At 56.6% G+C, this 23001-nt stretch carries 29 protein-coding genes; 10 read left to right on the top strand and 19 right to left on the bottom strand.

The window, feature by feature from the left end; translation table 11 throughout:
* Positions 1-196: 196 nt before the first annotated feature.
* From AC13DE_RS04685 to hmgA, 5 genes are all read right to left on the bottom strand, one after another.
* Positions 197-391 (bottom strand): DUF2783 domain-containing protein, encoded by a 195-nt coding sequence (locus tag AC13DE_RS04685; RefSeq protein WP_483047189.1) that lies wholly within the window; start codon positions 389-391, stop codon positions 197-199.
* Positions 388-1995: an FAD-dependent monooxygenase gene (locus tag AC13DE_RS04680; RefSeq protein WP_483047188.1), complete on the bottom strand. Its 1608-nt coding sequence runs from the start codon at positions 1993-1995 to the stop codon at positions 388-390. Before AC13DE_RS04680 ends, AC13DE_RS04685 begins: the two co-directional genes overlap by 4 nt.
* Positions 1996-2015: 20 nt before the next feature.
* Positions 2016-2966: an MBL fold metallo-hydrolase gene (locus tag AC13DE_RS04675; RefSeq protein WP_483047187.1), complete on the bottom strand. Its 951-nt coding sequence runs from the start codon at positions 2964-2966 to the stop codon at positions 2016-2018.
* Between the two features lie 85 nt (positions 2967-3051).
* On the bottom strand, positions 3052-4305 hold the full coding sequence (fahA, locus tag AC13DE_RS04670) for a fumarylacetoacetase (RefSeq protein ID WP_483047186.1): 1254 nt from the start codon (positions 4303-4305) through the stop codon (positions 3052-3054).
* Between the two features lie 73 nt (positions 4306-4378).
* The gene (hmgA, locus tag AC13DE_RS04665; RefSeq protein WP_483047228.1) at positions 4379-5695 is read right to left on the bottom strand and encodes a homogentisate 1,2-dioxygenase; all 1317 of its coding nucleotides are present in this window, start codon (positions 5693-5695) and stop codon (positions 4379-4381) included.
* A gap of 113 nt (positions 5696-5808) precedes the next feature.
* Here hmgA and AC13DE_RS04660 point away from each other — a divergent pair, with 113 nt between their 5' ends.
* Positions 5809-6288 carry a MarR family winged helix-turn-helix transcriptional regulator gene (locus tag AC13DE_RS04660; RefSeq protein WP_483047227.1) on the top strand — a complete coding sequence of 160 codons (480 nt, stop codon included), beginning with the start codon at positions 5809-5811 and terminating at the stop codon, positions 6286-6288.
* Entirely contained in the window at positions 6285-7154 is an 870-nt protein-coding gene (locus AC13DE_RS04655) for a DMT family transporter (protein ID WP_446314258.1), read from the top strand. Before AC13DE_RS04660 ends, AC13DE_RS04655 begins: the two co-directional genes overlap by 4 nt.
* On the opposite strand, the gene AC13DE_RS04650 is transcribed toward AC13DE_RS04655, so the two are convergent.
* The 12 genes from AC13DE_RS04650 to AC13DE_RS04595 all read right to left on the bottom strand — a co-directional run bounded on the left by AC13DE_RS04650 (position 7144) and on the right by AC13DE_RS04595 (position 16344).
* Complete coding sequence (locus tag AC13DE_RS04650) at positions 7144-7953, bottom strand: division plane positioning ATPase MipZ (protein ID WP_446314259.1); 810 nt, start codon at positions 7951-7953, stop codon at positions 7144-7146. The genes AC13DE_RS04655 and AC13DE_RS04650 overlap by 11 nt on opposite strands.
* A 209-nt stretch (positions 7954-8162) precedes the next feature.
* Positions 8163-8384, bottom strand: a complete 222-nt coding sequence (gene rpmE / locus AC13DE_RS04645) for a 50S ribosomal protein L31 (protein WP_446296597.1) — start codon at positions 8382-8384, stop codon at positions 8163-8165.
* An 11-nt stretch (positions 8385-8395) separates the two neighbouring features.
* A complete protein-coding gene (rplS, locus tag AC13DE_RS04640) occupies positions 8396-8779 on the bottom strand; it encodes a 50S ribosomal protein L19 (RefSeq protein WP_446296598.1) in 384 nt (127 codons plus the stop codon).
* 235 nt (positions 8780-9014) lie between these two features.
* Positions 9015-9974 carry a phosphoribosylaminoimidazolesuccinocarboxamide synthase gene (locus AC13DE_RS04635; protein ID WP_483047185.1) on the bottom strand — a complete coding sequence of 320 codons (960 nt, stop codon included), beginning with the start codon at positions 9972-9974 and terminating at the stop codon, positions 9015-9017.
* Between the two features lie 19 nt (positions 9975-9993).
* Positions 9994-10785, bottom strand: a complete 792-nt coding sequence (gene trmD, locus AC13DE_RS04630) for a tRNA (guanosine(37)-N1)-methyltransferase TrmD (protein WP_446296600.1) — start codon at positions 10783-10785, stop codon at positions 9994-9996.
* Positions 10782-11570, bottom strand: a complete 789-nt coding sequence (locus AC13DE_RS04625) for a hypothetical protein (protein WP_483047184.1) — start codon at positions 11568-11570, stop codon at positions 10782-10784. Before AC13DE_RS04625 ends, trmD begins: the two co-directional genes overlap by 4 nt.
* A complete protein-coding gene (locus tag AC13DE_RS04620; protein WP_483047183.1) occupies positions 11570-12343 on the bottom strand; it encodes a hypothetical protein in 774 nt (257 codons plus the stop codon). The genes AC13DE_RS04625 and AC13DE_RS04620 overlap by 1 nt, the downstream gene beginning before the upstream one ends.
* A gap of 42 nt (positions 12344-12385) precedes the next feature.
* Positions 12386-12907 (bottom strand): ribosome maturation factor RimM, encoded by a 522-nt coding sequence (gene rimM, locus AC13DE_RS04615; protein WP_446296603.1) that lies wholly within the window; start codon positions 12905-12907, stop codon positions 12386-12388.
* A 298-nt stretch (positions 12908-13205) separates the two neighbouring features.
* Positions 13206-13595, bottom strand: coding sequence for a 30S ribosomal protein S16 (gene rpsP / locus AC13DE_RS04610; protein ID WP_446296604.1), 390 nt, complete (start codon positions 13593-13595; stop codon positions 13206-13208).
* A gap of 48 nt (positions 13596-13643) precedes the next feature.
* On the bottom strand, positions 13644-13940 hold the full coding sequence (locus AC13DE_RS04605; RefSeq protein WP_446296605.1) for a chorismate mutase: 297 nt from the start codon (positions 13938-13940) through the stop codon (positions 13644-13646).
* An 88-nt stretch (positions 13941-14028) separates the two neighbouring features.
* Positions 14029-15534, bottom strand: coding sequence for a signal recognition particle protein (gene ffh, locus AC13DE_RS04600; RefSeq protein WP_483047182.1), 1506 nt, complete (start codon positions 15532-15534; stop codon positions 14029-14031).
* A gap of 225 nt (positions 15535-15759) precedes the next feature.
* Complete coding sequence (locus AC13DE_RS04595) at positions 15760-16344, bottom strand: FMN-dependent NADH-azoreductase (protein WP_483047181.1); 585 nt, start codon at positions 16342-16344, stop codon at positions 15760-15762.
* 137 nt (positions 16345-16481) lie between these two features.
* Between AC13DE_RS04595 and AC13DE_RS04590 the strand changes: the two genes are divergently transcribed.
* Entirely contained in the window at positions 16482-17357 is an 876-nt protein-coding gene (locus tag AC13DE_RS04590; RefSeq protein WP_446314266.1) for a LysR family transcriptional regulator, read from the top strand.
* Positions 17357-18238 (top strand): DMT family transporter, encoded by an 882-nt coding sequence (locus AC13DE_RS04585; protein WP_483047180.1) that lies wholly within the window; start codon positions 17357-17359, stop codon positions 18236-18238. The genes AC13DE_RS04590 and AC13DE_RS04585 overlap by 1 nt, the downstream gene beginning before the upstream one ends.
* A gap of 206 nt (positions 18239-18444) precedes the next feature.
* Here the strand turns inward: AC13DE_RS04585 and AC13DE_RS04580 are convergent, their stop codons facing one another.
* Complete coding sequence (locus tag AC13DE_RS04580; RefSeq protein ID WP_483047179.1) at positions 18445-18825, bottom strand: ArsR/SmtB family transcription factor; 381 nt, start codon at positions 18823-18825, stop codon at positions 18445-18447.
* Between the two features lie 262 nt (positions 18826-19087).
* On the opposite strand from AC13DE_RS04580, the gene AC13DE_RS04575 reads away from it, so the two are divergent.
* The 5 genes from AC13DE_RS04575 to AC13DE_RS04555 all read left to right on the top strand — a co-directional run bounded on the left by AC13DE_RS04575 (position 19088) and on the right by AC13DE_RS04555 (position 21698).
* Complete coding sequence (locus AC13DE_RS04575) at positions 19088-19417, top strand: AtpZ/AtpI family protein (protein WP_446296611.1); 330 nt, start codon at positions 19088-19090, stop codon at positions 19415-19417.
* 1 nt (position 19418) lies between these two features.
* On the top strand, positions 19419-20177 hold the full coding sequence (locus AC13DE_RS04570; RefSeq protein WP_446296612.1) for a F0F1 ATP synthase subunit A: 759 nt from the start codon (positions 19419-19421) through the stop codon (positions 20175-20177).
* A 67-nt stretch (positions 20178-20244) separates the two neighbouring features.
* Complete coding sequence (locus AC13DE_RS04565; protein ID WP_138662497.1) at positions 20245-20481, top strand: F0F1 ATP synthase subunit C; 237 nt, start codon at positions 20245-20247, stop codon at positions 20479-20481.
* 86 nt (positions 20482-20567) lie between these two features.
* The gene (locus tag AC13DE_RS04560; RefSeq protein ID WP_446296613.1) at positions 20568-21134 is read left to right on the top strand and encodes a F0F1 ATP synthase subunit B'; all 567 of its coding nucleotides are present in this window, start codon (positions 20568-20570) and stop codon (positions 21132-21134) included.
* A 3-nt stretch (positions 21135-21137) separates the two neighbouring features.
* Positions 21138-21698: a F0F1 ATP synthase subunit B gene (locus AC13DE_RS04555; RefSeq protein WP_446314269.1), complete on the top strand. Its 561-nt coding sequence runs from the start codon at positions 21138-21140 to the stop codon at positions 21696-21698.
* A 102-nt stretch (positions 21699-21800) separates the two neighbouring features.
* Here AC13DE_RS04555 and AC13DE_RS04550 read toward each other — a convergent pair whose 3' ends face one another.
* Positions 21801-22562: a FadR/GntR family transcriptional regulator gene (locus AC13DE_RS04550; protein ID WP_483047178.1), complete on the bottom strand. Its 762-nt coding sequence runs from the start codon at positions 22560-22562 to the stop codon at positions 21801-21803.
* Between the two features lie 93 nt (positions 22563-22655).
* Here AC13DE_RS04550 and AC13DE_RS04545 point away from each other — a divergent pair, with 93 nt between their 5' ends.
* Complete coding sequence (locus tag AC13DE_RS04545; protein ID WP_483047177.1) at positions 22656-22997, top strand: hypothetical protein; 342 nt, start codon at positions 22656-22658, stop codon at positions 22995-22997.
* Positions 22998-23001: the final 4 nt, after the last annotated feature.

The raw sequence follows: 23001 nt of genomic DNA, 5'->3' as shown, positions 1-23001 counted from the left end.
GCAAAGACCGCCTTCGACAATGCGCATGAACAAGCCACGCAATCGGTGATACAGCTTTGCTGCTATTGTTGGCTCGCGTTAAACATAGCGTGCAAATCCGAGTGTCAAACATCGGAACCCCATGCGTCAACCCTTTGTCGTGGTGGAAACATTACGGATGTTTGCGCGAGGCAAGGTTTGCGGTCGCCGCATGAGCCTAATCCGGCAAATCCTGAAGCGCGGTTTCGAAGATATCTGTCAGCATGCCGAGATCACCGATCTGGTTCGCCATCATCAGGACCAGCCGGGCATTCAGAGTATGACTTTGGGCTTCCGTCAGCCCCTCATGTGCCGAGATTAACGCTTTGTAAAAGGTGTCGGCGTCCTCGCCGAGCTTGTCCTGAAGGATCATTGCGTGGCTCCCATGGCGCGGTTGTGGGCTGTGACGATGGCATCGACATCAGGCGTATCAAACACCGCGCAGACGTGCCCATCGGGCCGAAACAGATAGATATGTGCGGTACCGTATCGAGCCTTGAAGCAGCCTTCGCTGTCCGCGAAGCAGGGGTAACAACTTTCCGCCTGGTCGATGCCAATGCGTTCGATACCCGTGATGTCGGGCAGCGGTTGATCGTTGGCGGTGACCAGAGTGAAACGCCCTTGGGCTTCGGTTATCAGCCATGCGGGTCCGGCCCTGCCGGTCAGGGGCGCATCAACCAGCGCATGCCCGGGCGACAAAGGTGCAGGCCCACTGGTTTGCAGCGATGATCCAGAGAGAACGCAAGGCTGCGACAAACGTCCCGAGTTGATTAGTTTGCGTGCAAAGGGATGCCGGGCCGCAAGCGCCAGTACCTGATCGCGAAAGAGCCTTTCGATAGAAGAGCGCGGGGTCATGAAGTTCGTGGCGCAGGCCGAATTAAACATGTTTTCGTCCGCGGCCTCTACGCGCTCTTCGTTATAGCTCTCAAGAAGCGCCGGGGAAGCCTTGCCTTGCAATACGAGGGCTAACTTCCATCCAAGGTTGTCGACATCCTGAATGCCGCCATTGCCGCCACGCGCCCCGAACGGGCTTACCACATGGGCGCTGTCCCCGGCGAAAATCACGCGATTGTGCACGAAGCGGTTCAGTCTTGCACAGCGAAACCTGTATACGCTCATCCAGTCGATGCGGAACGGTGCATTTCCCACAATCGCCGTAATCCGGGGCCGCACCTTGGCTTCGGTGGCCTCTTCCTTGGGGTCGGTATCCGGACCAAGTTGCAGATCTATTCTATATATGTTGTCTGGTTGTTTGTGCAGCAAGGCGGATTGGCCGCTGTGAAACGGCGGCGCGAACCAGAACCAGCGCTCCGGTGTCGCGTGATCGCCAAACGGAGAGGTTTCCATCTCAACGTCGACAATGAGAAAATTTTCATCGAATGTCTGACCGTCGAGAGCAAGCTGCATGCGTTCGCGTGTTGGGCTGCCTGCGCCATCGCAGGCGATATAGTATTCGGCTTCCAGAGGGTAGTCGCCGTCGGGAGTAGAAACCTCGAGTTTTACGTGGTCGCCGCAATCTGTGTGTGCGATGACCTTGTTCAGGAACCGAAGGTCAATGAGGTCAGAGAATTCGCGGGCGCGATCAATGAGATATTGTTCGACGTAATATTGCTGAAGATTAATGAAGGCGGGGTATTTGAATCCCATGTCGGGCTGAAGGTCGAACGCGTACACTTGGTCGCCCTTGTGGAAATTACGGCCTACCTTCCACGTGACCCCTTTGGCCAACATGCGTTCTCCGATGCCAAGCCTGTCGCATATTTCCAGGCTTCGCTTGGCCCAGCAGATGGCTCTGGATCCGACCGAAACAACGTTATTGTCGTCCAGCACCACGGTCGCTATGCCTTGCAGGGCCAGATCCACCGCCATGGCGAGACCGATGGGCCCGGCCCCGACGATGACCACGCGATGCCGTGGTTCGGCGTGGGTCAGGCCAGGGGGTGGAGTATACGGGAAAGGCGTATAGTCGTAAGCCATAGGAAAAGCCCGCCGCTAAGTTAACTTTGCAATTTTTCCCACATCTCGAGGTCGCGCTTATCGGTCCAGATACGAGGATGCGCGATCCCGCGGGCTTCGTCATAGGCGCGGGCGACATTGAACGGCAGGCAATGTTCATAGATCGCATAATCCGCGAACTTCGGATCGCATTCTGCCCTTACCGCATCCCATGCGTCTTTGAGAGACCCGTTCCGCGCGGCCACACGCGCGGCGGGGCGATAGGTGCTTTCGATGAAGTCACGGGTGTTTTCGATCGCGGTGTTGACCATGTCCCGCCCCACAAGAGCGTCACCCCGACCCGGCGCGATCGCGTCCACGTCAAACGATTTAATGGCATCCAGGGTGTTGCCCCAGTCGCCAAAGTGACCGTCACCACAATAGCATGCTGAATTGTATTCGACGATATCGCCCGTGAACATGACGTTTTCGTCAGGCACATGAACCACGATGTCGCCTGCGGTATGGGCGCGGCCCAGATGCATCAGATCGACGCGGCGGTTGCCCAAATAGACTGTCATCCGGTCATTGAACGTCGTGGTGGGATAGGTCAGCCCGGGAATGGATTCGTGGCCTTCGAACAGCCGGGGAAAACGCTGGAATTCGCTATCCCAGTCTTCCTGGCCGCGCTCGGTCACCATGCCGCGCGCCATCTCGGACATGATGATCTGGTTGGCACCAAAAGCCGACGCACCCAGGACACGAACAGCATGATAGTGGGTCAGAACGACATGGGTGATGGGTTTGTCGGTGACCTGTCTTACCTTTTCGATAACCTTGTTTGCCAGCCGCGGGGTCGCCTGGGCCTCGATGATCATAACGGATGTGTCACCGATGATCACACCGGAATTCGGGTCACCTTCAGCGGTGAAAGCCCACAGATCCCTGCCCACCTCTGTGAAAGAGATCTGCTTTTCAGCGGTATCCCCTTGGGATGCGAATTTTTTGGACATCTGGATTCCTTTACTTTCGGACATTGCGGGGGGGCCGAGTGCGGGAGCCTCCGGCGGGAGTTTATCGGGCAAAATGAAACCTGGGTCATGGAAAGGAAACGGCTGGCAGGATCGTGCCTGCGCAGGCACCGAACCCGACCCGGTAGCCACTGCCCTGGGCCCGACCGGTGAGGATCATGGTATCACCGTCTTCGACGAAGGTTCGCGTTGAACCGTCGGCGAGGCTCAGCGGGGCGGACCCGCCCCAGCTGAGTTCGAGCATGCTGCCATAGGTACCTTTGTCGGGGCCCGAAATCGTCCCGGAGCCGAGCAGGTCGCCGGCGTTCATCGCGCAGCCCGAGGAGCTGTGATGCGCAAGTTGCTGCGCCGCAGAATAATACATGGTCTTGTAGTTGGTGCGCGCAATCACTTCGTGGGTTCCGCCCGGCGGCTGGATCAGAACAGAGAGATCGATATCGAACAGCATCGGGCGGGGTTCTTTCAGGTAGTCGAGCAGTTCTGTTTCCCGTTCGGGTGTAGAGGTCCGGAACGGATCAAGCGCGGCGGGCGTGACGATCCAGGGTGAGACCGAGGTCGCGAATGCCTTGGCCTGAAAGGGACCAAGCGGTTGGTATTCCCAGGCCTGGATATCACGCGCGGACCAATCATTGAGAAGGACGTAGCCAAAGATCATTTCATCGGCCTGTGCCACGCTGACCGGAGTGCCCATATCGGTAGATGTGCCCACGACCGCACCCAGTTCGAGTTCGATATCGAGCCGTTGGCTGGGTCCGAATGTCGGCATGTCGTTGTCAGATGATTTGATCTGCCCGTTGGGGCGGTGGATATCCGTACCTGACACCACCACAGTCGATGCGCGTCCGTTATAACCGATGGGCATGTGAAGCCAGTTGGGCGGCAGGGCATTTGCCGCTCCGCGAAAGATAGTGCCGACGTTAACAGCGTGATGGCGGCTGGAATAGAAATCGGTGTATTCCGATACCACCATTGGAAGGTGTAGACGGGTCTCGGACATTGGAATGAGCAGCGCAGCGACAGCAGATTGTTCTGCTGAATCCGCCGTCAGCATGGCCATGAGCCGCAGACGCAGCATCTTCCATGCGTCAGGGCCGAGGTCCATGACATCGTTCCAATAGGGCACATTGAACACCGGCGCATCGTCAAGGACAACCAGCCCAGCATTTTCAGCGGCAGCCATATCCAGCACCATGTCCCCGATCGCCACACCGCAACGGGGGTCCAGGCTGTTGGTTGAGAACACGCCATAGGGAAGATTGTTGAGAGGGAAATCGGTGTCGGCGCTGTTGGCGCTTTCGACCCAGGAGGTGAGCAGTGTCATCTGTTGTCCTTGAGTTGCGGCATCGCTGGCAAAGAGAGGTTGGGCGCCCGCGGGTCTTTGGCAGGTATCTGCGCTATTTCAATCCGGCGGTACCGTCGAACTTCTTTTCCAGGCTGTCCCAGCAATCGATGTAATCATCCTGTAGCAATGCCTCTTTGGCAGCGAATTCGGTCAGGTGCTGAGGAAAACGGGTTTCGAACATGAATGACATCGTGTGATCCAGCTTTTCCGGCTTCAGATCAGCGTTCGATGCCTTTTCGAAGGCTGATTTATCCGGGCCATGCGGCAACATCATATTATGCAGGGACATGCCGCCGGGTGCGAACCCTTGGGGCTTGGCATCATATTGGCCATAGATATTCCCCATCAGTTCGGACATGACGTTTTTGTGATACCATGGCGGGCGGAAGGTATTTTCCGCAACCGCCCACCGTTCGCGAAACAGCACAAAATCAATATTCGCAGTGCCTTCGACACCTGACGGCGCTGTGAGGACGGTAAAGATCGACGGGTCCGGATGGTCGAACAGTACCGCCCCGATCGGGCAATAGCTGCGCAGATCGTATTTGACCGGGGCATAGTTGCCATGCCAAGCGACCACGTCCAAGGGCGAATGGTAGATACGGGTTTCATGAAACTGGCCGCACCATTTAATCGTGACGGTAGACGCAGCCTCGCGATCCTCGAAGGCGGCGACGGGTGTCTTGAAATCCCGCCGGTTTGCCATGCAGTTTGCACCGATTGGTCCGCGGTTCGGCAATTCGAACTTCTGACCATAGTTTTCGCAGACGAAGCCGCGTGCCGGACCGTCCAACACCTCGACACGGTAGACCAGACCGCGCGGGATGATCGCAATTTCCTTGGGTTCCAGATCAAGCACCCCAAGCTCTGTGCAAAACCGCAGCCGACCTTCTTGGGGGACGATCAACATCTCGCTGTCGGCCGAGTAGAAATAGGCATCAACCATACTGTCGGTGACAAGGTAGATATGGCTGGCCATCCCTACTTGAATGTTGACGTCCCCGGCGCTGGTCATCGTACGCATGCCGGTAAGCCACGTCAGTTTTTCCGACGCATGTGGCAGCGGGTCCCACCGGTATTGGCCCAGACTGGTCACGTCACGCGGGATGTGCGGCGCGGTTTTCCAGTAAGGCAGGTCTATCTTGGTATAGCGATGCGAATGTTTGACCGAAGGGCGGATCCGATAGCACCACGTCCGTTCATTCTGATGCGAAGGAGCGGTAAACGCGGTCCCTGAAAGCTGTTCTCCGTACAAGCCGTAATTACACTTTTGAGGGCTGTTCATGCCCTGGGGCAGGGCACCGGGCAGGGCTTCGGTTTCAAAATCATTGCCAAAGCCTGACATGTAATCCGCAGCCCGGCCCGTCATGCCGGTTGCTTTGGTCAGGCCAGGGGTGTCGGTCTGATCGGTCATAAAAGCCTCGCTTGCAATCTCAGTTACGTTTGTAATAGTTGTTTTTGTAACTAACAAGCGATCCCATGATGTCTGATGATGATTTCGACTTAACGCTTTTTCTTCCGTATCTGCTGAACCAGGCGGCTGAGGCGAGCAGCATGCAATTTCAACAGTTCTATAAAGATCGATATGGCATGTTGCGAACCGAGTGGCGGGTGTTGTTTCATCTAGGGCTGTACGGGCAAATGACGGCGCGAGACATCGGATTCCGAGCCAAGATGCACAAGACCAAGATAAGCCGTGCGGTCCAGAAGCTGTCGGAGCGGCGGTTTGTGAGCCGGGCTCGTGATGATGAGGACCGACGCGTTGAACGTTTGTCGCTGACTGCGCAAGGGCGGGCCGCTTACAGGGATCTTTACGCGGTCGCCCAGCGATACGACGCCGAGCTTACAGCCGGGATGACCCAAGGCGAACGCCACGCGCTGCGACAGCTACTTGTGAAATTGCAGGACAGAGGATCGACAAGCGGCGACCGAAATTCTGGCAAGACGGCAGGTAGAACATGACGGATCAAGCATGGGGTTTAATGCTTACGGTTTTGGGCGTTCTGTTCGTGGTGCCGGATTCGCTTTTTGTCCGGCTTATCGACGCGCCCGCGCTGACGATCGCGTTTTGGCGGTTGACGCTGGCGGGTGGGATGATCGGCATAGGCATTTTGGTGACGCAAGGCGTAGACCCGTTTCGCGCGGTTCTGCGTACGGGGCGCTACGGCGCGATTTACATGGTGGGGACAGGGGCAAGCGGGGTGCTGTTTGTGCTGGCAATAAGCTTGACCTCGGTGGCCAATGTGGTCTTCATTCTTGCGTCGCTACCGGTGTTCGCAACGATCTTCAGCCGTATATTTCTGGGCGAGCCTATCAGCAGACGGATGGTCATTACCATTACAGCGGTAATGTTCGGTATCGCAATCATCGCCTATGGATCAGGGCAAACCGCCCACGCCAGTATCACGGGGGATCTGGTGGCCGTTGCGGTATCGGCGCTGTTCGCCGCAGGCCTGACCGCAGCGCGGCGCGCCAAGGCGGTATCGATGGTGCCTGGCGTCGCTATGGCCTATCTTGTGGTTGCCGCTGTGATCGCGCCATTTGCAAACCCGCTGAACGTCGCCCCGGAACAGGCACCATTGATATTGCTCCATGGTACCGTAATCGTTTGCAGCTCGGTATTTCTGGCACTTGGCCCGCGTTATATCACTTCGGCAGAGGTTGGGTTGTTGGTATTGCTGGAATCCGTTTTGGCCCCTTTGCTGGTCTGGGGCGTGATCGGAGAAAACCCGGGTCAACATGCTTTGGTGGGCGGCGCAATCGTGATAATCGCACTGTTTGTATCAAACGTCATATTCCTGCTGCGCCGCAGACGGATCAGAAGTTGATTTCGACGCCGGGCAGGTCGAGCGCCTTCATCAGATCGCGCAGCTCTTGTCGGGCGGCCACATTGGATATGTTCAGCTGCTTCACGCCGATATCCTTGAGGTCCAGCAGGGTCAGCCCGCGCGGAAACAGCTCTCTGAAGATGACGCGTTCATTGAAACCGGGTGCAATACGAAAGCCGATGCGCTTGCTCAGGTTCTGAATGGCGCGTTCCATCTTGTCTTTGTTAACCATGCGCTGCGCGCCCAAGCGATTGCGAACGACAACCCAGTCAATCGGGGCCAAGCCGGCCTGCGCGCGCAGTTGGCGGGCATTCCAGACCATTTCGGAATAGACCGAAGGACCGGTGATCTTGTCGCCGCTTGCATCGGTATGGGCAAGCAGATCAAAGTCGATAAAGCTATCGTTCAAAGGCGTTATCAACGTGTCCGCAAGCGAATGCGCGACCTGGCTGAGACGTGTATGGGACCCTGGGCAGTCGATCAGGATGAATTCGCTGGTAGGCTCCAGCTCGGCCACGGCGGCGCTTAACCGATGGTCATAAATATTCTCGCCCGGATTCAGGGTTTCCGGGTCGATTTCGGGAAGCTCGTGCATCTGTGGCGATGGGAGGTCAAGCTCGGCCGACTTGAGAAACGCTTTTCGGTTGTCAACATAACGCCCGAAAGTGCGTTGACGTAAATCCAGATCTAATACGCTTGTCTTGTGACCCATTCGTGCAAGAGCGGTTGCCACGTGCATCGAAACGGTCGATTTGCCCGCGCCGCCTTTTTCATTCCCGACGACGATTATATGCGCCATTGTCAACTGTCCCTTTTATTCCCCGACTTAAGTCGAGGCCACATTGCGGGCTATCTTATGGCAGGTACACGTGTTTTAAAAGCGCCCCTCTGTGCTTTGGAGGTGTTTATGTTACCAAAGCGTGGCCCGGATGACGCAGGGGCTTGAACAAAAAATGGTGCGCCCCACGTCGGGGCGCACCATTACGAATGCAGAATGATGGTAAAGCTTTAGAAGCCCAGACCAGCATATTTGTTTTTGAACTTCGACACACGGCCGCCGGTGTCCATCAAGCGGGATGTGCCGCCGTTCCATGCCGGGTGCACAGAGGGGTCGATATCCAGCGCCAGTTGGTCGCCTTCCTTGCCGTAGGTTGATTTCATTTCCACGATAGTGCCGTCGGTCATCTTGACGTTGATCGTGTGGTATTCGGGGTGTGTATCGGCTTTCATGAAAACTCTCCTTACGCGTTCGCGCCAGATTTTGGCTTGTAATGGGCGTTCTCGACGATACGTGCCGACTTGCCGCGGCGGGTGCGCAGATAGTACAGCTTCGCACGACGGACACGGCCGCGACGTACAACAGTAATGCTTTCGATGTTGGTCGAGTGCAGCGGGAACACGCGCTCTACGCCTTCACCAAAGGAAATCTTGCGCACAGTGAACGAACCGGCAATACCCTTGCCGTTGTTACGTGCGATGCAGACACCTTCGTAGTTCTGGACCCGGGTGCGCGTACCTTCGGTCACTTTAAAGCCAACGCGTACGGTGTCGCCGGCACGGAAGTCAGGGATTTCTTTCCCCAGTTCGGCGATCTGTTCCGCCTCGATTTCTGCGATCAGGTTCATCTGATGCTTCTCCTATAAATGCTCGCGGTTAATCCACGAAGTTTTGCGCGATCCAAGAGCTTCGGTCTGAGTGTCGGGCCTGCCGCGGCGGCCCATCGAAGGTAGCATCAACTTTGCTTGTCGTCTGCGAATGCAGAAAAGGCTGGAGCCGCGTAAAGCGATTCCAGACCTAGCCGTCGTATAGGGGGAAGCACCGGGCGTTTCAAGAGAGTTCTGCCACGTATTCCCCTGCGCGTCAGGTCGCGAAATAGGGAGCCAGATTGCCGCGTACTCGGGCCAGTACCGTCGCCCCTTCCATATCGGGTTTGAAAGCCTGTCCGGTTATCGCCTCGTATGCGTCTATGTATACCTGCGAGGTTGCCGCGATCAAATCTTGCGGGATTTCCGGGATATCGTCCTTGTAGGGGTCACAACGGGCATCGACCCAAGACCGGATCACATCTTTGTCAAAAGACGGGGGGCGCGTGTTGTTTTCCAGTGCCGCTTCGTATCCGTCGGCCAACCAGAACCGCGAGCTATCCGGCGTGTGAATTTCGTCTGCCAAAAAGATATTGCCTTCGGCGTCGGTGCCGAATTCATATTTTGTATCGACAAGGATCAAGCCGTTCTTTGCAGCCATTTCCTGCCCTCGGGCGAAAAGCCGCAGGGAAATATCACTGATCTGGTCCCATTGCGCCTGGGTCAGCAGCTCTTTGTCGACGATCTCTTTGGCGGTCAGCGGGGCGTCATGGCCCCCATCGAATTCCTTGGAGGTGGGAGTGATGATCGGTGCAGGCAGTGCCTGGTTGTCGCGCAAACCATTGGGGAACGTGTGGCCGTACATTTCCCGTTCCCCCTTCTTGTATAGGGTCAGCACCGAAGTACCGGTCGAGCCGGCCAGATACCCGCGCACGACAATCTCGACGGGAAGGATGGTTAACCGCTTGCCGATCACCACATTCGCGTCCGGGTATTCCAGTACATGATTAGGGCAGATATCGCTGGTATGGTCGAACCAGAATCGCGCGGTTTGCGTCAACACCTGACCTTTGAACGGGATCGCGGTGAGAATACGATCAAACGCCGAAATACGGTCGGACGAGATCAGAATCCGCCGGTTGTCAGGCAGGTCGTAGCAATCTCGGACCTTGCCAAAATAAGGGTTGGGCAGCTCGTCAATACGGGCGTGGTCAAGGGTACGTGTCAAGTCTTGCATGGTCTGGCTTCCTTGGCGGTCACTTCTTGGGGGAATATTTGGCCCACATATCAGGGCGCCGGCATTTTGTCAGTTGCTCTGCTTGATCGAGACGCCATTTGGCGATTTCGCCATGGTTGCCTGACATCAGCACGGGTGGAATCTGGTGCCCCAGCCATTCGGCGGGGCGGGTGTATTGGGGGTGTTCCAGCAGGCCGGAAGAGTGGCTTTCTTCTACGGTGCTGTCAGCGTTCCCCAAAACGCCGGGCAACAAACGAACCGTGGCATCGACCATCGCTTGCGCGGCCAGCTCGCCTCCGGTCATCACGAAATCGCCAAGCGATACTTCAGTGACACCATAATGTTGCATCACGCGTTCATCCACGCCCTCGAAACGGCCACACAGGATAGTGACGCCGGAACAGGTTGCGAGATCCTGCGCCATCGCCTGATCAAAGCGCTGCCCACGGGGCGACATGTAAAGGATCGGCCAGCGTCCCGCGGCTCCGGCCATCGCAGTCTCGATTGCCGGACCGACCACATCGGCACGCATCACCATACCGGCACCACCGCCGGCCGGGGTATCATCAACGTTACGGTGCTTGCCAACGCCATAGCTGCGCAAATCATGGGTGCGTAGTTGCCACGATCCTTCCTGAAGGGCGCGTCCAGTCAAACTGGCACCAAGCACCCCGGGGAACAGATCCGGAAAAAGCGTTATTATTTCCGCGCGCCATACCCCTGCGTAATCAGGTGTGTCCTGCATCAATTCACGTGGTTTCAGCGACGGGCGTACCGATTGGCGGCGATGCGACCGGGGGGGATTGTTCATTTCATACCGGCCTTTGCCATGATGGCGTTCTTAGTTGCCACGCGTTCCGCCTGGTCTTTGACAGTTCTGTTGACATCGAGCAAGGCCATCAATGTTTGCGGGTCAGGCCGAATGTTCTGCGCAGCCCCCGGTATCAACGTGTGGCGCAGAGCGTCAGGGATGTCGCATAGATCCAGAAGCGGGTCGGCTGGTCCGAGAGGGCGGAGCCTGCTTTCTTCTAACGACGTGCAATGTACCGGACAGGGCACCCGACGGGCAATTTGATCGACAATGTATCCGTGATTGCCAGATTCATGATATCGCTCCAGATAAACATCGAGATCCAGCGTCATCGAGGATGATTTGACGTGCTGCCAGTATGCGGATTCGAGCCAGTCTCTCTGCCCGCGTGTGGATAGGTAAACCTGGATATCCACTCCGGAAAATTTTTCTCGTGCGATGGACCAGAATTGATACAAGATCTCTGGCATCGCGCCATAGTCTTTTAGATCGCCTCGACCGGGTAAGTGCCCCCCCAATTCTTCGGAAGTGATAATCAAAGTGCGCCGGGGCATGGAGGGCAATCCGTCCAAAAGCGCGCGAAACCGTATTTCGGCCTTTATCAGTGTAAGGGGATCGCGCCATGTGGAGTAACCACGTGTTGCGCTGATCAGTTCGCGCATTTGCGGTGGCAGACGCATCGCGACATATGGTTTTAGCGCGGGACGGTTGGCGCGCAGTGTTGCCGTCAGGCTTGTCGTACCGGTTTTGTGAAACCCCGTGTGCAGTATGATCCGACGCGGCATCAGGTGGTTCCCTTGATCAACCGCTGCCGTGCCGCGAGCACGTCCTTTTGGCTTTGCGCTGACCGGTTGACTTCGAGCAATGCAGCAAGCTGGGCGGGTGACGGTCCAATGTTCGCATCCGCCACAGGTGCAAGCGCGGACCGCTTTGTCGCAGGATACTGAACGATATCCAGCAGACTATCGAGCAAACCCAGGCGGTGCCGCCGGCTGGCCAGGGCGTCGTATACCAGAGTGGGGGTCGGGGACACGGCGTCTGCGATCAGCCGGGCCATCTCATCAAGATTGGCGCAGTCGGCAAATTCATCCAGATACTCATCAGCCGTGGACCGCATCCGTGAGGCACGCAGGTGCTGTGTATAACAGCTTAGCAGCCAGTCGGAGGCAGGGCGGACTGTCAACGCCACGGTCAACTCCGCTTGCGGCAAAGTTTGGTTGATCGCGCCGGTGATGCAGCGCAGAATCTCCGGGGCGGCAGCGTAATCGCGTATGTTATCGCGGCCCGGGATATGGCCACAGAGGCTCTCTGCACTGATGATAACCGCATGGTGGTCGCGCAGAGTCTGGGCAACCTGCGCGGTTTCAAAACTGATAAGTGCGAGATCGAGCGGGGCTAGAGAGCTTGAATATCCTTTGGTGGCACCGATTAAACCCGTTAGATCATTCTTGAGCAGAATGTGAATTTCAGGTGCCAAGGTCGACCGGTTGGTCTTCAAGGCATTCTGAACTGTCGTGGTGCCTGTCTTGTGGAAACCAGCGTGAAGAACAATTTTCATTGGTCCGCCCGGTTCCGGGGAAAAGAAATCAGATGTCGCAGGTTAGCTTTCATCGGCATCGGGCAATATCCCGTCAGGCGGGTCCGCTATGATCCGACCCGCTGCCAAATCCACGGTCGGCACGGCAATTTTCGTGAACGGGAGGAATACGGTGGCCGAGGAACCGGACAATTGCGTTTCAAGCAGATCATCCGCCCCGTGGTTCTGCACAGTCTTGACCTTGCCGATCAAGACCCCGCCCGTATCATAGACATCCAGCCCGATGAGATCGGCATGATAAAATTCGTCATCGGGAAGCGAGGGTAGCTGATCACGTTGGGCGAAAAGCACTGTACCGCGCATGGCGTCGGCCTCTTCTTTCGTGGCAACTTCGGCAATGCGGGCGGCGAAACCGTTCTTGACCGGACGTACCAGTGCCAAGGCGAAACTTTTCTTTCCATCTTCGGATGAAAGCGGGCTGTATTTTTCAATGTCTTGCGGCACGGCGCAAAAGCTTTTTATTCTGAGCTCGCCACGGACCCCGTAAGCGCCGTTGATCAGTCCTACCGGGATTTTTTCGCTCATTGCAGTAGCTCCGAATTGAGGCAAATCGTACCGGTCCATTGACCTTCGCCTGCTTTACATTCTGCCCTCATCAGGGATCGTTCGAACCAGATGCCGATGGCGATACCAATGCCGAGTAGTAATGCAAGGCGAAGCAAGCGAAACATGAGAGGCCTTCGAGTGAATGCGCTCTAGGGCGCGATCAGTGCAGTGTTGAATCACAGGTATAGCGCAGAGGCAGTACGGGTAAAGGGGCTGACTGAGCACTGGATGCGGGCGAACTCTGGCGCAGGTGTTCCGACGCCAGAGTCCTGAGCAATTATTCGGCGGCTGCTTCGTCTTCTGCCGGTGCGGCAGCCGCTTCCGCTGCTGCGGCGGCCTTGGAAGCCTTCTGTTCAATACGCTCCTGCGCTTTCTTGCCGGGCGCACCTTTCTTGGGGTTGTTGCGTTCGGTCTTGGCCGTGACGCCAGCGGCTTCCAGCATGCGTGCGACCCGATCCGTTGGTTGGGCACCTTGGCTGATCCAGTGCTGGATGCGTTCCACATCCATTTTTACGCGCTCTTCGTTATCTTTGGCCAGCAACGGGTTATATGTGCCCAGCTTTTCAATGAAACGGCCGTCACGTGGCATGCGGCTGTCAGCGGCGACGATGCGGTAGAAAGGGCGCTTTTTGGAACCGCCACGGGCGAGACGAATTTTCATGGACATGAGTGTATTTCCTTTGGTTTGGCAAAGAAGCAGGGGGTAAGCCCCTGCCTATGATTGGTGTTGTTTGTGGTGCTGAATGACTTCAGCGATGATGAAGTTCAGGAACTTCTTGGCAAATTCGGGATCGAGGTCAGCCTCTTTCGCCAAATCTTCGAGCCGCTTGATCTGGTTCGCTTCGCGGTCCGGATCAGAGGGGGGAAGGTCGTGTTCGGCTTTGAGTTTCCCCACAGCCTGCGTGTGTTTGAACCGCTCACCCAGGGTATAGACCAAGATGGCATCGAGGCGGTCGATGGAGGCGCGGTGTTCTTTCAGAACCTCGGCGGCGCGGGTGACGGGATTGGTCATGCGGCGGCTCCTTTAGTGGCGTAGAATGGCGTGCGCATCGGCGTGGGGAGCCTCCGGCGGGAGTTTATTTGGCAAAATGAAATAAGGGTCATTTCTTTTTCCCGAACCCGGAGAGGCCACCGGGCAACCCTGCGCCGCCTAGACCGCCCATGTTGCCAGGCAGCTTGCCGCCCATCTGTCTGGCCGCGGCTTCCAGTGCCTTGGGGTCCATCTGGGAGGGGTCCATGCCGCCGGGCATGCCGCCTTTGCCCATCATGCCCTTCATGGCTTGTTTGAGCATGCCACCCTTGCCCATCTTGCCCATCTTTTTCATCATGTCGCCCATCTGGCGGTGCATCTTCATGAGCTTGTTGAGTTCGGAGACTTCCATGCCCGCGCCTTTGGCGATGCGCTTTTTACGGCTGGCTTGCAGGAGGGCAGGGTTGGCGCGCTCTTTCTTGGTCATGGACTGGATCAGGGCGATCTGGCGTTTGAGGATCTTGTCATCAAAGCCCGCGTCCTCGACCTGTTTGGCCATTTTGCCCATGCCGGGCATCATGCCCATCATGCCTTGCATCCCGCCCATCTTGAGCATCTGTTCAAGCTGCATTTTCAGGTCGTTCATGTTGAACTGACCTTTGGCCATGCGCTTCATCATCTTTTCGGCTTGTTCAGCCTCGATGGTTTCCTGCGCTTTCTCGACCAGGGCGACGATGTCGCCCATGCCAAGGATGCGGCCCGCGATGCGTTCGGGTTCGAAGGTTTCCAGCGCGTCCATCTTTTCGCCCAAGCCGACGAATTTGATGGGTTTGCCGGTGACGGCGCGCATCGACAGCGCGGCACCGCCGCGGCCGTCGCCGTCCATGCGGGTCAGCACGACGCCGGAGATGCCAATGCGGTCGTTGAAGTTTTCGGCGGTTTGCACGGCGTCCTGGCCGGTGAGACCATCGACGACCAGCAGGGTTTCACGGGGGTTGGCGACATCGCGCACCGCTTCGACTTGGCTCATCAGCTCTTCGTCGATCGAGAGGCGGCCCGCGGTGTCGAGCATATAGACGTCGTAGCCGCCCATCGATGCCTGCGTCTTTGCGCGTTTGGCAATCTGGACGGGGTTTTCGCCTTTGACGATGGGCAGCGTGTCGACACCGATCTGTACGCCGAGGATCGCCAGCTGTTCCATCGCGGCGGGGCGGTTCACGTCAAGCGAGGCCATCAGCACGCGCTTGCCGTCGCGGTCTTTCAGACGTTTGGCGAGCTTGGCCGTGGTGGTGGTTTTACCGGAGCCTTGCAGACCGACCATCAGGATGGGGGCAGGCGGGTTGTCGATTTTCAGGGCACCGGGTTCGCCTTCGCCTTTCAGCGTGTCAATCAACGCGTCGTGGACGATCTTGACGACTTGCTGGCCCGGGGTGATCGATTTGGTGACGGCCTGACCTGTGGCCTTGTCCTGTACGGCCTTGACGAAATCGCGCGCGACGGGAAGGGAAACGTCGGCTTCAAGCAGGGCGACGCGGACTTCGCGCAGGGCGGTTTTGACGTCCTCCTCGGACAAGGCACCCTGCTTGGTGAGGCGGTCAAAGACGCCTGAGAGGCGTTCGGATAGATTCTCAAACATGGGCCATGGCCCCCTTCGGTCGGTTGCGGTTCGTCCTTAAATAGGACGCCAGCGTTTAATACACAAATGCCCCCACGGGCGTAACACGCTGGTGGGGGGCGATCTCTGACTGCGCCAGAGACCGGAAGACATGATGCTTCCGGAGGAATGGGGGTTGTTTAGGCAAGGGGCGGGCGAGAGTCAACCCGCCCGCGTTACCGGTGCGCTTGTACGGGATCAGCCGGTTTAGGCCGCTTGCGCCAGCGCGTCTACTGCATCGTTGGCCCGTGCAATCGTGCCTTCGGGATCGGTGGCCAAGGCGTCGGCTGACACGATGGTCACATCGGTCATTCCCATGAAGCCGAGCACCGCTCTGAGGTAGCCTGTGTTGAAATCAGCTTCGGATCCGGCTGGGACACCGCCTGATGCCATGGCGACGATCACGCGTTTGCCTTTGACCAACCCTTCGGGGCCTGCCTCGGTGTAACGAAAGGTGACACCAACACGCGCAACGAGGTCAATCCACGCTTTCAACGACGGGGGAACGCTGAAGTTGTAGATCGGCGCGCCGATGACAATGGTGTCGGCGGCTAAAAGTTCGGCGACCAGTTTATCGGATTCCGCCAGTGCTTCGGATTGTTCGTCTGAACGGTTTTCTTCGGGGGTGGCGCGGGCAATTGCCCATGTATGGGTGATCTGAGGCAGCGGTTCGCGCGCCAGGTCGCGTACGGTGACGTCCGTGTCACCGAGTTTCGCGATAATACGGTCGGTCAGGGCGCGGGTTACAGAGTCTGTAGTATTCGCGGATGAATCAATGCGCAGGATAGACATGAAATATGATCCTTTCGGTTCGGGTTGCTGCTGTCCTATTAAATTGTGTCTTGCTCATGCGAACGCAACTTGCGTAAACGCGTGGTGCGTGTTCAAATTTGCACAATGGGCGCAAAGCGCTGTTGAGAGACTCGCGGATGGATAACTGGGACGAGATCAAGACTGCCTATCAGGTGGCGAGATTGGGGACGGTAAGTGGTGCTGCCGAGGTGTTAGGCGTGCATCATGCGACGGTGATACGTCACATCGATGCGCTCGAAGCGCGCCTTTCGGTAAAGCTTTTTCAACGCCATGCGCGGGGATACAAGGCGACCGAAGCGGGCGAGGATTTGCTAAGGGTGGCAGAAGCGACCCATGACCAGTTCAGCCAGCTTGCCAGCCGGATCAAAGGGCGCGGCGATACGATATCAGGAGAGCTTGTCGTTACATCGTTAATTGAACTGGTTGGGTGGATGACGCCGGTTCTGGTGGCCTTTCAAAAGGAAAACCCCGATGTCACTGTGCGGTTTCTGACCGGTGAGCGGCTGTTCAGACTTGAGTACGGTGAGGCACATGTGGCGATCAGGGCAGGATTGGCACCAGACCAACCCGACAATGTCGTTCAACCGTTCATCACGCTCCGGGTCGGGTTTTATGCGCATAAATCTTATGTAGACAGGTTCGGGATACCTGCCGGCGTCGAGGACTATGCAAAGCATCGCTTTGTGGTTCACGATGACATGCAGATGCGCGCGCCCTTTTTCCAGTGGATGCATAAAGTTGTTCCGAAGGACGCAATGACATTCCGCTGTCTGGATTCCAACGCGCTGACCGAAGCGATCCTGAGCGGCGCCGGCATCGGGTTCCTGAACCAAAGGGATGCGAAGAATAACCCGGATCTGATCGAAATCCATCCCGCGCTACCGGAATGGGATTCTCCGCTTTGGCTGGTAACGCATGTTGATCTGCATCGAACACCAAAGGTGCAGGCTTTGGTGAAGTTTCTCAAAAGCAATGCTAAAGGCTTGGTTTGATGCGGCCCGACCTAAAGGGGCATCTTGCAATGCTGACGTTCTCTGCCTTGGTGGCAGGGTCATTTTCGCTGGGCTCCATGTCGGCCAATCTGATTTCGCCAGCGGCCTTGAATGCCGCGCGGTTCATCATTGCAGCGATGGTGATTGCGGTTGCCGTGGTGACGACCACGGGCTTTCACCGCGAAGCGGCACGTGCGCCTTGGCGATATCTTGTTTTGGGGGCGCTGTTTGCGGTCTACTTCGTGCTGATGTTCGAGGGGCTCAAAACAGCGCCGCCCGTCAGTGCCTCTGCGGTCTTTACTTTGACGCCAGTCATGGCGGCTGGCTTTGGTTGGCTGTTACTGGGGCAAATAACGACGCCGCGCATGGCGTTCGCGCTGGCCATTGGGGCGGGCGGTTCGCTTTGGGTCATTTTCCGTGCAGACCTGGAGGCGCTTCGTAACTTCGAGATTGGACGGGGCGAAGCCGTTTTCTTTGTCGGGTGTATCAGCCACGCCTTGTATACGCCGATGGTTCGCAAGCTGAACCGAGGGGAGCCCGCGGTGGTGTTCACGCTTGGCACTCTGCTCGCGGGGGCAGCGCTGCTGTTGATCTACGGCTGGCGAGATGTTCTGGGCACCGATTGGGTCGAGCTACCGTCGATTGTCTGGATCACCATCTTCTATGTAGCGGTAGCCGCGTCGTCGGCAACTTTCGTCCTCTTGCAGTTCGCGTCGCTTCGACTGCCCTCGGCCAAGGTGATGGCCTATACCTATCTGACGCCCAGTTGGGTTATTTTGTGGGAGATCGCGCTTGGCAACGGGACCCCACGTTTGGCGGTGCTTGCAGGGGTGCTTTTGACGATTATTGCTCTTTATCTGCTGCTGCGCGATGACGGCTGAAACAATATCCTGGGCTTGATGGAACCCGGAGGGTGGTTTTCGCGTTTGGTCACAGAAAGTTTATAAAAGGACTTCTCAATGCGTAGCATTATTTATCTGATTGGTTTGATTGTAGTTGTTTTGGTCATCTTGCGTTTTGCGTTCGGTGTGATTTAACAGCTTCATTCTTGGCTCTTCCGTGTAAAACCTCGTCGCGGAAGAGCCAATTATTCCCTTTCCTCGTCCTGCCTGCTTTCTGTTACTTCTGTTGTCGCGCCAGAACGGAACGAAACGAGTTCAGCCGCGATAAATCTCTCGAAATCATCAAGGTTTACCGGTTCAAACTGGCCGAACCCCTGCATCCAGACCGATGGCGGTTTGAGAGCGGATGGTTCGAGCTTGCACCACTTCACGCGACCGCGCCTTTCCTGTGTGATCAGCCCCGCGCGCTCAAGCACTCCCAAATGTTTGGAAATCGCAGCGAGCGAAATCGCGAAGGGTTCAGCGACGTCCGTCACCGCCATGTCGTCCTCGAGCAGCATAGCTAGTATGGCCCGGCGCGTCGGGTCGGCGAGGGCGGCGAAAACAATATCAAGACTGGCGGTCATGGTGTGGGCATTATCCAATATTGAAAGACACAAGGTCTGGTGATCCTGCCAGGCCTAGCTAATGTATCGCATGTTCAACCGAAAGGTTGAATAAGGAAACCGTCGAGTTTGATGGTGCGCAGCCCTGAAATTCGGATAAACCCCACGGGCTGCAAACAATAAATCTAAATATAATCAGGATGTTACGTTAATCCACCACACTGTTGACTCTGGCAGCGGGTAAAAGTAGCTACTGCGCAACACATCTCGTGAGGGTTCAGGCGTGACCGATCCAGACCAACAGCAGCGGCTAAAGCAGCTAGAGGCAAAGATCGAAGCCGCCAAGCGCGCGCAAGCGCCGAAACCTCGGGTGGATGAACACTATTCCCAGGCCTCGCTTGCCTGGCGGATGGTAATCGAACTTTGCGCCGGTCTCGGGATTGGTTTTGGCATCGGATATTCGCTGGATTGGTTCCTTGGAACGCTCCCGATATTTATGGTGCTGTTTGTAATGCTGGGCCTCGCGGCGGGAGTGAAGACAATGCTCCGTTCCGCGCAGGAGATCCAGGAAAAGAAAGTGGCCGAAGAGGCCGACGAGGATAAAGGGGCCTGAGATGGTTGCAGAAGCAAAAGGCGCAGAGGCGGGCGGATTGGTTTTCCACCCGATGGACCAGTTCATCGTCGAGCCGTTCTTCGGCGACGGTGCAGTATCCTGGTACACGATAACCAACTCTACTGTATGGATGGCCATCGCCGTGCTGGCAGTATTTGCGTTGCTGGTTATGGGAACTTCGAAGCGGGCAATCGTCCCGACGCGAATGCAGTCGGTCGCCGAACTGGCGTATGGCTTTATTTACAAGATGGTCGAAGACATCTGCGGTAAAGAAGGCGTAAAGTACTTTCCGTATATCATGACCCTGTTCATGTTTATCGTGTTCTCGAACTTCCTGGGTCTGTTGCCAATGGCATTCACGCCCACTTCGCATATTGCTGTGACGGCGATTATGGCATTTGCGGTATTCTTTGCCGTGACGATCCTGGGTTTTGTCAAGCACGGCGCTTCGTTCCTCGAGCTGTTCTGGGTATCCAGCGCGCCTCTGGCGCTCCGTCCGATCCTGGCATTGATCGAAGTAATCTCGTATTTCGTACGCCCGGTAAGCCACTCTATTCGTTTGGCTGGTAACATGATGGCCGGTCACGCCGTTATCAAGGTGTTCGCAGGTTTTGCGGCGATCGCGGCGATTGCACCGCTGTCCGTTGTCGCCATTACCGCGATGTACGGGCTCGAGGTTCTGGTGTCGTTTATCCAAGCTTACGTGTTCACCATTCTGACGTGTGTCTATCTGAAAGACGCGCTTCACCCGCATCACTAACAACGGGCGTGGGTCATTCTGACCTGCTCCACTTCATCACCTCAATTCCATCGTAAGGAGAATTCTCATGGAAGGCGATATCGTACAAATGGGCGCATACATCGGCGCGGGTCTGGCATGCATGGGCATGGGCGGCGCGGCAGTTGGTGTGGGCAACGTAGCGGGCAATTTCCTTGCCGGCGCATTGCGCAACCCTTCGGCAGCTGCCGGTCAGACTGCCACACTGTTCATCGGCATCGCCTTTGCAGAAGCACTCGGGATCTTCTCGTTCCTCGTTGCCCTGCTGCTGATGTTCGCCGTTTAAGCGTCAGACTGACACTTCCTTACGCTTCGGGCAGCGGGCTTTGGTCCGCTGCCCATGGGATTTGACCGTTTTGACAGGAGGCCAGCATGGCAACCGAGACTACAAATAGCGACGGCCTTGCTGACGTGATGGGGGTACAATCCCACACGCCGGCCGATACCGCACCTGGCATGCCTCAACTGGATTTCACGACCTTTGGCAATCAGATATTCTGGTTGATTATAGCGTTGGTCGCGATCTATTTTATCCTGTCGCGCGTTGCCCTGCCGCGTATTGGCGCTGTTTTGGCTGAACGCCAAGGCACGATCACCAATGACATTGCTGCTGCCGAAGACCTTAAGGTCAAGGCGACAGAGGCAGAAGCCGCATACGACAAGGCGTTGATTGAGGCGCGCGCGGAAGCGCAGCGTATCATCGCGGCCGCGAAAGCGGATATTCAAGCAGATCTTGCCAGGGCGATGGCCGAAGCAGATGTGGAAATATCCGAAAAAACCGCAGAATCTGAAAAAGCCATCAGCGAAATTCGGGCAACCGCCATGCAGAATGTCGAAGTAGTGGCCAAGGATACTGCCGAAGCGATTGTTGTTGCTTTGAGCGGTTCGGCTGATGCGAAAACTATTTCCGCGGCGGTTGATGCCCGGATGAAAGGATAAGCCATGCGTTTGACTTTCTCAGCACTTATTGCCGGTACGGTCGCATCGCCAGCATTCGCCGCTGGCGGGGCTTTCTTTTCGCTGACAAACACCGATTTCATCGTTTTGATGGCATTCATCTTGTTTGTAGCGGTTTTGATTTACTACAAGGTGCCATCGGTTCTGGCGGGCCTGCTGGACAAGCGTGCAGATGGGATCAAATCCGAGCTCGACGAAGCTCATACGCTGCGTGAGGAAGCTCAGATGCTTCTGGCCAGCTACGAGCGTAAACAGCAGGAAGTTAAGGATCAGGCAGACCGTATCGTCACCGCCGCAAAAGCCGAAGCAAACGAAGCTGCGGATCAGGCACGGATCGACCTTGAGAAATCCATCACGCGTCGTCTTGCCGCCGCCGAAGAGCAGATCGGTTCCGCTCAGGCTGCTGCTGTGAAGGAAGTTCGCGATCAGGCGATCGTGATTGCGATTGCCGCCGCGAAGGAGGTTATCGCCAAGAAGATGACCGCCGCTGAAGGCAACGCATTGATCGATAGCGCGATCGCAGAGGTCGATGCCAAGCTGCACTGAGCAACCTGCAAGCTAGATTGATTAAGGCCTCGGATCGCTCCGGGGCCTTTATTTGTTCATGCACCGGCACGTACGCCAAAGCAAGGAAGGTAGATTTTCGCTCTAGCTTTCGTGCTGGAGTCTCTGCCGCGCCACTTCCTCGTTTCGTTCGGCCTTTTGATGGTCCCTAAGCGCGTTTTCAACGTAGGTAAGATGGGCCTCGACCGCAGTGCGGGCGGCTTCCGGATCCCGCGATTGGAGGGCATCATTAATGCTCCGGTGCTGATCAAGCAGGGCGGATCTGGTCGTACGCTGCTTGAACATCACCTGCCGGTTATAAAACACCCCACCGCGCAACAGATCATACATTGACCGCATCATATGCAACATGACCACGTTATGGCTGGCTTCGACGATGGCCATGTGAAATTGTGCGTCCAGCTGCGCTTCTTCATCGGGATTGCGCTTTTGATGCGCCGCTTCCATCTTGGAAAATACCGTTTTTATGACCAGAAGATCGGTATCCGATCCCAATCGGGTTGCGCGCTCTGCGGCAAGCCCCTCCATATCACGCCGGAACGACAGGTAATCAAACACCGCTTCATCATGCCGCCCGAACAGGTCGATCAAGGCAGGCGAAAATGCCCCGCCCAACACATCCGCAACATATACCCCTGCGCCAGGCCTGGATGCGAGCAACCCACTCGCCTGGAGCTGAGCAATCGCATCCCTAAGAGAAGGTCTGGAAACAGCGAGCCGTTCGGCAAGTTCGCGTTCCGCAGGAAGTCTTTCGCCCGGCCGCAAGATACCACGCAGGATCAGCTCTTCGACCTGACGCACCACAGCATGCGATAATTTTTCGGAAGATATGGGGCGAAAGGGCATGATATTATCCTTGGATTGGTCAAATTATATGACCAATGGCTACAAGCGGCAATGCGATTTTCGCTGGCTCGTCGTATGTTAAGGGATCGTTAAGTGGCGTTGACCTACGGTTTTTCGATGAAGATCATCGCTGTTTTAGGATTTGTTGCTTTAATAGGTAGCGGATGCAACACCCCGGGTCCGTATTTTCGCGGTATTGAACCTGTTCGCATCACGGTTGAAGGGTCGGTATTTGATGTACGTGTCAGGGGGGAAACCGCTGAAGCCATCCGCATCAATCCCGAATATGCACCGCGTTTCGGCGTAATCAGAGACCGGGCGAGTGTCGCGGCAATGACGGTGAGCGGGTGCAGCGTCAAGGAAGTGTTGGGCGATCAGGCGTTGGTGATCATCCGGTTGGATTGCGATCGGGCTGGTCGAAGGCGGCCATCATGAATGA

The organism is Sulfitobacter sp. L-8 (assembly GCF_056859255.1).
The sequence above is the reverse complement of the archived record's forward strand: the minus strand, read 5'-3'. Positions and strand labels throughout refer to the sequence as shown.

Excerpts from the sequence above, each read along its gene's own strand:
- AC13DE_RS04685 (WP_483047189.1), bottom strand. The coding sequence starts at position 391 with ATGATCCTTCAGGACAAGCTCGGCGAGGACGCCGACACCTTTTACAAA.
- AC13DE_RS04680 (WP_483047188.1), bottom strand. The coding sequence starts at position 1,995 with ATGGCTTACGACTATACGCCTTTCCCGTATACTCCACCCCCTGGCCTG.
- AC13DE_RS04675 (WP_483047187.1), bottom strand. The coding sequence starts at position 2,966 with ATGTCCAAAAAATTCGCATCCCAAGGGGATACCGCTGAAAAGCAGATC.
- fahA (WP_483047186.1), bottom strand. The coding sequence starts at position 4,305 with ATGACACTGCTCACCTCCTGGGTCGAAAGCGCCAACAGCGCCGACACC.
- hmgA (WP_483047228.1), bottom strand. The coding sequence starts at position 5,695 with ATGACGGGCCGGGCTGCGGATTACATGTCAGGCTTTGGCAATGATTTT.
- AC13DE_RS04660 (WP_483047227.1), top strand. The coding sequence starts at position 5,809 with ATGTCTGATGATGATTTCGACTTAACGCTTTTTCTTCCGTATCTGCTG.
- AC13DE_RS04655 (WP_446314258.1), top strand. The coding sequence starts at position 6,285 with ATGACGGATCAAGCATGGGGTTTAATGCTTACGGTTTTGGGCGTTCTG.
- AC13DE_RS04650 (WP_446314259.1), bottom strand. The coding sequence starts at position 7,953 with ATGGCGCATATAATCGTCGTCGGGAATGAAAAAGGCGGCGCGGGCAAA.
- rpmE (WP_446296597.1), bottom strand. The coding sequence starts at position 8,384 with ATGAAAGCCGATACACACCCCGAATACCACACGATCAACGTCAAGATG.
- rplS (WP_446296598.1), bottom strand. The coding sequence starts at position 8,779 with ATGAACCTGATCGCAGAAATCGAGGCGGAACAGATCGCCGAACTGGGG.
- AC13DE_RS04635 (WP_483047185.1), bottom strand. The coding sequence starts at position 9,974 with ATGCAAGACTTGACACGTACCCTTGACCACGCCCGTATTGACGAGCTG.
- trmD (WP_446296600.1), bottom strand. The coding sequence starts at position 10,785 with ATGAACAATCCCCCCCGGTCGCATCGCCGCCAATCGGTACGCCCGTCG.
- AC13DE_RS04625 (WP_483047184.1), bottom strand. The coding sequence starts at position 11,570 with ATGCCGCGTCGGATCATACTGCACACGGGGTTTCACAAAACCGGTACG.
- AC13DE_RS04620 (WP_483047183.1), bottom strand. The coding sequence starts at position 12,343 with ATGAAAATTGTTCTTCACGCTGGTTTCCACAAGACAGGCACCACGACA.
- rimM (WP_446296603.1), bottom strand. The coding sequence starts at position 12,907 with ATGAGCGAAAAAATCCCGGTAGGACTGATCAACGGCGCTTACGGGGTC.
- rpsP (WP_446296604.1), bottom strand. The coding sequence starts at position 13,595 with ATGTCCATGAAAATTCGTCTCGCCCGTGGCGGTTCCAAAAAGCGCCCT.
- AC13DE_RS04605 (WP_446296605.1), bottom strand. The coding sequence starts at position 13,940 with ATGACCAATCCCGTCACCCGCGCCGCCGAGGTTCTGAAAGAACACCGC.
- ffh (WP_483047182.1), bottom strand. The coding sequence starts at position 15,534 with ATGTTTGAGAATCTATCCGAACGCCTCTCAGGCGTCTTTGACCGCCTC.
- AC13DE_RS04595 (WP_483047181.1), bottom strand. The coding sequence starts at position 16,344 with ATGTCTATCCTGCGCATTGATTCATCCGCGAATACTACAGACTCTGTA.
- AC13DE_RS04590 (WP_446314266.1), top strand. The coding sequence starts at position 16,482 with ATGGATAACTGGGACGAGATCAAGACTGCCTATCAGGTGGCGAGATTG.
- AC13DE_RS04585 (WP_483047180.1), top strand. The coding sequence starts at position 17,357 with ATGCGGCCCGACCTAAAGGGGCATCTTGCAATGCTGACGTTCTCTGCC.
- AC13DE_RS04580 (WP_483047179.1), bottom strand. The coding sequence starts at position 18,825 with ATGACCGCCAGTCTTGATATTGTTTTCGCCGCCCTCGCCGACCCGACG.
- AC13DE_RS04570 (WP_446296612.1), top strand. The coding sequence starts at position 19,419 with ATGGTTGCAGAAGCAAAAGGCGCAGAGGCGGGCGGATTGGTTTTCCAC.
- AC13DE_RS04565 (WP_138662497.1), top strand. The coding sequence starts at position 20,245 with ATGGAAGGCGATATCGTACAAATGGGCGCATACATCGGCGCGGGTCTG.
- AC13DE_RS04560 (WP_446296613.1), top strand. The coding sequence starts at position 20,568 with ATGGCAACCGAGACTACAAATAGCGACGGCCTTGCTGACGTGATGGGG.
- AC13DE_RS04555 (WP_446314269.1), top strand. The coding sequence starts at position 21,138 with ATGCGTTTGACTTTCTCAGCACTTATTGCCGGTACGGTCGCATCGCCA.
- AC13DE_RS04550 (WP_483047178.1), bottom strand. The coding sequence starts at position 22,562 with ATGCCCTTTCGCCCCATATCTTCCGAAAAATTATCGCATGCTGTGGTG.